Source organism: Flavobacterium sp., from assembly GCF_039930565.1.
Taxonomy (GTDB): Bacteria; Bacteroidota; Bacteroidia; order Flavobacteriales; family Flavobacteriaceae; genus Flavobacterium.
Map to the genome: position 1 here is coordinate 1 of NZ_JBDTTP010000125.1, position 7,401 is coordinate 7,401.

Genomic DNA, 7,401 nt, shown 5'->3' on the forward strand with positions numbered 1-7,401 from the left:
TTGCAATAGCTTCTTTTTCATCGGCTTTGCCATAAATATCCATTCCTGCAATTTGGGTCATTCCCATACAGCCTAAACCAATATTCGGAACAATAAGTCCCTGACTTCCTAAATTTATTTTTTTTATCGTATCCATAACTTATTAGATTTTGTATTTAAATTATAATACAAAGATCCATTAAGAATGTACTTATAAAGTAACCAAATCCCTTGGAGTTGTTTCCAAATTGAAGAAATGGCAGAAAGTTTCAAATTTACCGTGTATTAGGTTTTAAGTTTTGATTGTGTTGATTTATTGCTTTTTCTACAACAGAGTTCACAGAGTTTTTTTATAAAATTGTACAGAATAATTTAAACAAAATATTTACAAAAGCTTGCTGAACCTCTGCTAAAACTTTTGTTGAATTAAGTCGTAAAATTATGTGTAAAGTAATTTGAAATCTGACACTGGAAAAACAAAAACTCTATAAAAAAAAATGCCGGCATCTCCAAGACGCCGGCATCATTTAACTAACCAAAACCAAAATAATAAATAACCAGTTTATTACATTACAAAGGTCATGTATATTTAGAGGTTTTGCTGTTAAGGTTTTGTTATTACTTTGTTGAGCATAAGTTAAGATTTGTAAAAGTATGATTTCACGATTTTCACAACTATAAATAATTTTTAGTTATCAAAATATAGTAACAATCAATTTTGCTTATAGATATTCATGATATAATCTTACTATATTTGATAAAACATTAAATATCAGCAAAATGAATTCAGACAAAAAATTAACAACCGCCACAGGAACACCAGTTCCTGATAATCAAAACATTCAGACAGCAGGACCAAGAGGTCCGGTTTTGCTGCAGGATTTTTGGTTTTTAGAAAAGATGGCACACTTTGATCGTGAGGTTATTCCGGAGCGAAGAATGCATGCAAAAGGTTCTGGTGCTTACGGAACTTTTACAGTAACTCACGATATTACAAAATATACACGAGCAGATTTGTTTTCAGAAATTGGTAAAAAAACAGAAATGTTTGTCCGTTTTTCTACAGTTGCAGGCGAAAGAGGAGCAGCTGATGCAGAAAGAGATATTCGTGGTTTTGCAATGAAATTTTATACTAATCAGGGAAACTGGGATTTGGTAGGTAATAATACTCCGGTTTTCTTTTTCCGTGATCCAATGAAATTTCCGGATTTGAATCATGCTGTTAAACGTGATCCGAAAACCAATTTGAGAAGCGCTGATAACAATTGGGATTTTTGGACATTATTACCTGAAGCTTTACACCAGATTACCATTGTAATGAGTGACAGGGGAATTCCGAGATCATACAGGGAAATGCATGGTTTTGGAAGCCATACATTTAGTTTTATAAATCATCAGAATGAAAGACATTATGTAAAATTTCATTTTGTTTCGCAACAGGGAATCGAAAATTTATCTGATGAAGAAGCTGCTAATTTAGTTGGAAGGGACAGAGAGAGTCATCAAAGGGATTTATTTGATGCTATTGAAGAAGGAAACTTTCCAAAATGGAAAATGTTCGTGCAGATCATGACAGAAGAACAGGCAGAAAACTATCGTTTTCATCCTTTTGATTTGACTAAAGTTTGGTTAAAAGGTGATTATCCGTTGATTCCGGTTGGCGAATTTGAATTAAATAAAAATCCGGAAAACTATTTTGCAGAGGTAGAACAAGCTGCATTTAATCCTGCTCATGTTCCTCCCGGAATTAGTTTTTCACCGGATAAAATGCTTCAGGCACGTTTGTTTTCTTATGGTGACGCTCACCGTTATCGTTTAGGTGTTAACAATTACCAGATTCCTGTAAACTCTTCAAGATGTCCTTATAATACGTTTCACAGGGATGGTGCGATGCGTGTAGACGGAAATAATGGAGGACGTAAACATTATGAACCTAATAGTTTTGGAGAATGGCAGGAACAGCCTGAATTTAAAGAACCTCCTTTAGCACTTCACGGAGAGGCATATGCACACAATTTCAGGGAAGATGATGCTGATTATTTTACACAGCCAGGATTATTATTCCGTTTATTAACTGAAGAAAAAAAACAGCTGCTATTCAAAAATACTGCAGGACAAGTGGGAGGTGCACAAAGATTTATTCAGATTCGTCATATTAGAAATTGCTACCAGGCAGATTCTGCATATGGTGAAGGTGTTGCAAACGCATTAGGGTTAACAATGGAGCAGGTAAATAGTTTTGCCGATCCAAGAGTATAATATTTTAAAGAAAATTTATATAATATACCCGATAAGTCTGAGACTTATCGGGTATATTATTAACGACTATTTAGTTTTGCCTTTTCTCTCATGACATCAGCAATTTTTCTGTTTTCGATTTTGCTTTCCAGCCAGGAAATAATATCTAAATATAGAAAGGCTCTTTTTTCATATGTGTTTTTTTCCAATTCTATAAAACGCTCACGCATCTTTATAAATTCTTTTTTAATATCTGCCGGATAAAAATTATTCAGGTTTTTCAGGAATTTAATAATTTCTTTTTGAACTTCATGCAGATCATTCATTTTCAATAAAAATTTATAAGTATTCTTTAGATGATTTTCCAAATAATAATCTTTTCCTAACTCATAATGGGCAATTAAGGACAAGAGTCGTGCAAAGCACATTAAATCTTCCCGCATTGTTAAATTCTTATTATTGATAATCTTATCCAGATAACTAATTGATTCAGAATATTTTTCGTTTCCAAAATAAATGGAAGCAATTTTATAATAAAATAACATTTCGTGATGTTCATCCAAATGCTCGTTGTGGAGTTTTATTTTTTCTAAAATTTCAGGAATCAAGTATTCACTTTCCGCAAAAGTACCTTCTAAAATATGTAAGTTTAACTTATTGTTGTACAGATATAAAAAGGAGAGAGATGCAATATTATCGTTTACCGGAAATTTTGAATCCTGAATCGTTTCTTCTAAAAGCTTTAAGTATTTCTTGAAATTTGATTTGTATTTCAGCATATAAAGCGATTCCAGAAAATAATGATTTCCTTTTAGAAAAAAAACAGGATTTTGGTAAATCATATTTGGGTTGTCATAAAATAACCGCACCCATTTGTAGGCATACTTGTAGCTGGCAAGGAAATCCTGAACCAAAAAACTTCGCCATAAATTAGCATTATAAAACCAGTATTTTTCGCGGAAGCCAAATTTGCTTTCGTCTAATTTAGCAATATGTTTATTAAAATAGTCATCTATATATTTGTACTCTTCATCGCTTTTTACGTATCCTGTTTTTAGCATGATTCCGTATAACTGTAATGATAAATTGGACAATTTGCTTGAAATGGTATTGCGATAGTTCAATTCTTTTGCCTGTACCACCAATTCATCGGCACGACCCTGAATACTTCTTGTAATATATTGCGACTCGATTAATTTTTCAAATTCCACAATTTCATAGGCCATTAATTTTTCATCATTTTCTAGTGCCAGAATTTTGGTTTTGTCCAAAATTTTAAGGCTTTGTTTGTACAATCCCTTATTGTATAAAATAACGGCAAAATCAATTTGTTCCCGTAATTGGTATCTAATATTCTGACTCGGAATATTCAATCGAATACTGACTAAAATTTGTTTGTACAGGTATGATTTTAAATTAGATAACTGAACTTTTTTGATGATTCCGCTTTTTAAAATAAGCTTTTCATCGTAAGTTTCAGATTTATCCAAAATATTAAATAACTCAATAAATTTAGTATTCGAACTCGTTTCCAAACGGCTTGCAAAAATTTTAAACTGTCTTTTCTCAGATTTAGAAAGTGATTTGATCAGTACAAATAAGAAATCTTTTTGATGGTTAGCCATTGTAAAATATAATAATATAACTTATTGATTTTAAATTATTTAACTACTTATAAATTGTTTTATGAACAGTATAATTTCATTAAAATGAATTTCATACTGAATAAGTACAATATATATTTGTTTCAAGATGTGAAATTACATTAAATAAATGAATATGAATAGAGAGAAAGTTCAAATTTTTGACACCACTTTGCGTGATGGAGAACAGGTCCCGGGATGTAAGTTAGATACTAAACAAAAATTAGTTATCGCAGAAAGACTAGACAAAATGGGAGTTGACATCATCGAAGCAGGTTTTCCTGTGTCAAGTCCGGGCGATTTTTTATCGGTCTCTGAGATTTGTAAAATTGTAGAAAACGCAACTGTCTGCGGGTTGACAAGAGCCGTAAAAAACGACATAGATGTTGCTGCCGCTGCCCTAAAGCATGCTAAAAGACCTAGAATCCATACAGGAATCGGAACTTCAGAATCTCATATACTCCATAAATTAAATACGACCAGAGAAGATATTATTGCCAGGGCAAAATATGCTGTAGCCCATGCAAAATCATATGTTGAAGACGTTGAGTTTTACGCAGAAGATGCCGGTAGAACTGATAATGCTTTCCTGGCAAAAGTTTGCGAAGAAGTAATCAAATCAGGTGCAACAGTATTAAATATACCAGATACAACCGGATATTGCCTGCCGGAAGAATACGGCGCAAAAATAAAATACTTAAAAGAAAATGTAAAAGGTATAGAGAATGTAATTCTTTCCTGCCACTGTCATAACGATTTAGGAATGGCAACGGCAAACTCTATTTCAGGCGCTATAAATGGAGCAAGACAAATTGAGTGTACTATTAATGGTATTGGGGAGAGAGCCGGAAATACAGCACTTGAAGAAGTAGTGATGATTTTTAAACAACATCCTTATCTTAATTTAGATACTAATATTAATACTAGAGAATTAAACGAAATGAGCCGTTTGGTTTCTGAAAGTATGGGAATGATGGTTCAGCCAAACAAGGCGATTGTAGGAGCAAATGCCTTTGCTCACAGTTCAGGAATTCATCAGGATGGCGTAATTAAAAACAGAGCTACTTACGAAATCATGGATCCGCTTGATGTGGGTGTAAATGAATCTTCAATAATATTAACAGCCAGAAGCGGAAGAGCGGCATTGGCTTATCGTGCTAAAAAAGTTGGTTATGAACTTACAAAAGTACAATTGGATATAGTGTATGTTGAATTCCTGAAATTCGCAGACATCAAAAAAGAGGTTTTGGATGCAGATATTCATCAAATAATAGAGGCTTCCAAAATTCAGGGAGACCTTATCAGAAACTAATTGATAAAAATAAAAATTTAAATACATAAAGAACGAGACGTTATGAATTTGAAAATTGCTGTTTTACCGGGAGATGGAATTGGCCCAGAAGTAATTGCACAAGCTAAAAAAGCTTTATATGCAATTGGCGAAGTGTATAATCATGAATTTGTTTTTGAGGAAGCACTAATGGGAGCAATTGCTATTGATAAAACTGGAAATCCATTACCGGAGCAGACTTTAAATCTTTGTTTAAATACGGATGCTGTTTTATTTGGTGCAATTGGAGATCCTAAATATGATAATAATCCAAATGCAAAAGTTCGCCCGGAACAGGGGTTATTGAAACTGCGCAAAGAGTTAGGATTGTTTGCTAACATACGTCCAATAAAGCCTTATAAATCATTGATTGATGCCTCTCCTTTAAAAAGAGAAATTATTGAAGGCGCCGATTTTACAATTTTCAGAGAATTAACAGGTGGTGCTTATTTCGGAGCAAAAACTTTAAATGAAGAAGGAACACATGCTTCGGATTTATGTGAATATTCAGAAGAAGAAATTTCAAGGATAGCACATCTGGCTTTTAAATCGGCACAAAACCGACGTAAAAAGCTGACCATGGTAGATAAGGCAAATGTTTTGGAAACCTCTAGATTGTGGAGAAAAGTAGTTCAGAAAATAGGTGAGGAATATAAGGATGTAGCATTAGATTTTTTATTTGTGGATAATGCAGCAATGCAGTTGATTTTAAATCCAAAACAATTTGATGTAATCTTGACAGAAAATTTATTTGGAGATATTTTATCAGATGAAGCAAGTGTAATTACAGGTTCTATCGGTTTATTAGCTTCGGCATCGTTAGGAGAAAAGAATGCGCTTTTTGAACCAATTCACGGTTCTTATCCACAGGCAAAAGGAAAAAATATGGCTAATCCAATAGCTTCTATTTTATCTGCAGCGATGTTATTAGAGCATTTTGGGTTGTTTAAAGAAGCAAACGTGATTTATAAAGCAGTAGAAAAAGCAATTGAATTTAAAGTAATTACAGTAGATTTAAAACCAGATTCAAAATTTGGAACTAATGAAGTTGGAGAGTTTGTTTCGAACTTTATCTTTAGCAAAGATGATTTACTATATTTTAATAATGACAACGTTCATATTGGACAATCTACGATTGTTTAATTTTTTTTGTTAAATGATGCAATAATTAACAAGAAGTATTTAAAATGTTGAGATTTTGTTTTTTTAGTCCTATTAGTTTTTATACTTTTGTGACACCAAAAAAAAATAAAAGATGCAAATTTCAATTATTATTACTTCTGTCATTGTTGTCAATGTGTATAGCACGTCTGCATCGGGAATGATATAAATATAATTGAAAAATATATATTATAACCTCCCACTTAGTTGGGAGGTTTTTTTTAGGAATAAAATTAAAATTACAATACATAAAATGGAATTAAACAAGTACAGCAAAACAATCACGCAAGACGAAACACAACCAGCTTCACAAGCTATGTTCTACGGAATTGGTTTGACAGAAGAAGATCTTAAAAAAGCGCAGGTAGGAATTGTAAGTATGGGTTACGACGGAAATCCTTGTAACATGCACTTAAACGACCTGGCTAAAGATATTAAAACTGGCGTCTGGAAAGAAGATTTAGTTGGTTTGATTTTTAATACTATTGGTGTAAGTGATGGTATTTCTAATGGAAATGACGGAATGCGTTTTTCTTTAGTTTCTCGTGATGTAATTGCTGATTCTATCGAAACAGTTATGGGAGCTCAATGGTATGATGGTTTGATCGCTGTTCCAGGTTGTGATAAAAATATGCCAGGAGCTTTAATGGCAATGGGTAGAGTAAATCGCCCTTCTATTATGGTTTATGGAGGATCAATTCACCCAGGAAAATGGAAAGGGGAAGATTTGAATATTGTTTCTGCTTTTGAAGCTTTAGGTAAAAAATTCAGTAACACAATTACTCCAGAAGATTTCAAAGGTGTAATTCAAAATGCTTGTCCAGGTGCTGGTGCTTGTGGCGGAATGTACACAGCAAACACTATGTCATCAGCTATTGAAGCTTTAGGTATGAGTTTGCCTTATAGTTCTTCGAATCCTGCTTTGAGTCCAGAAAAGAAACAAGAATGTGTTGATGCTGGAAAAGCAATCAAAATATTATTAGAAAAAGATATTAAACCAAGAGACATTATGACTCGTAAAGCATTTGAAAATGCAATTACGATGGTAGC

The 7,401-nt window shown here is 33.0% G+C and carries 5 protein-coding genes; 4 read left to right on the forward strand and 1 reads right to left on the reverse strand.

Annotated features, from left to right (window positions below; genetic code table 11):
- The first annotated feature begins 759 nt into the window (after positions 1 to 759).
- Positions 760 to 2,238: a catalase gene (locus ABI657_RS18605; protein ID WP_348098770.1), complete on the forward strand. Its 1,479-nt coding sequence runs from the start codon at positions 760 to 762 to the stop codon at positions 2,236 to 2,238.
- A 59-nt stretch (positions 2,239 to 2,297) separates the two neighbouring features.
- Here ABI657_RS18605 and ABI657_RS18610 read toward each other — a convergent pair whose 3' ends face one another.
- On the reverse strand, positions 2,298 to 3,842 hold the full coding sequence (locus tag ABI657_RS18610; protein WP_348098771.1) for a hypothetical protein: 1,545 nt from the start codon (positions 3,840 to 3,842) through the stop codon (positions 2,298 to 2,300).
- 154 nt (positions 3,843 to 3,996) lie between these two features.
- On the opposite strand from ABI657_RS18610, the gene ABI657_RS18615 reads away from it, so the two are divergent.
- The 3 genes from ABI657_RS18615 to ABI657_RS18625 all read left to right on the forward strand — a co-directional run.
- Complete coding sequence (locus tag ABI657_RS18615) at positions 3,997 to 5,172, forward strand: 2-isopropylmalate synthase (RefSeq protein WP_348098772.1); 1,176 nt, start codon at positions 3,997 to 3,999, stop codon at positions 5,170 to 5,172.
- Positions 5,173 to 5,214: 42 nt separating this feature from the next.
- A complete protein-coding gene (leuB, locus tag ABI657_RS18620; RefSeq protein WP_348098773.1) occupies positions 5,215 to 6,333 on the forward strand; it encodes a 3-isopropylmalate dehydrogenase in 1,119 nt (372 codons plus the stop codon).
- A gap of 271 nt (positions 6,334 to 6,604) precedes the next feature.
- On the forward strand, positions 6,605 to 7,401 hold a 797-nt coding region (locus tag ABI657_RS18625), incomplete at its 3' end, for a dihydroxy-acid dehydratase (RefSeq protein WP_348098774.1).

Excerpts from the sequence above, each read along its gene's own strand:
- ABI657_RS18610 (WP_348098771.1), bottom strand. The coding sequence starts at position 3,842 with ATGGCTAACCATCAAAAAGATTTCTTATTTGTACTGATCAAATCACTT.
- ABI657_RS18605 (WP_348098770.1), top strand. The coding sequence starts at position 760 with ATGAATTCAGACAAAAAATTAACAACCGCCACAGGAACACCAGTTCCT.
- ABI657_RS18615 (WP_348098772.1), top strand. The coding sequence starts at position 3,997 with ATGAATAGAGAGAAAGTTCAAATTTTTGACACCACTTTGCGTGATGGA.
- leuB (WP_348098773.1), top strand. The coding sequence starts at position 5,215 with ATGAATTTGAAAATTGCTGTTTTACCGGGAGATGGAATTGGCCCAGAA.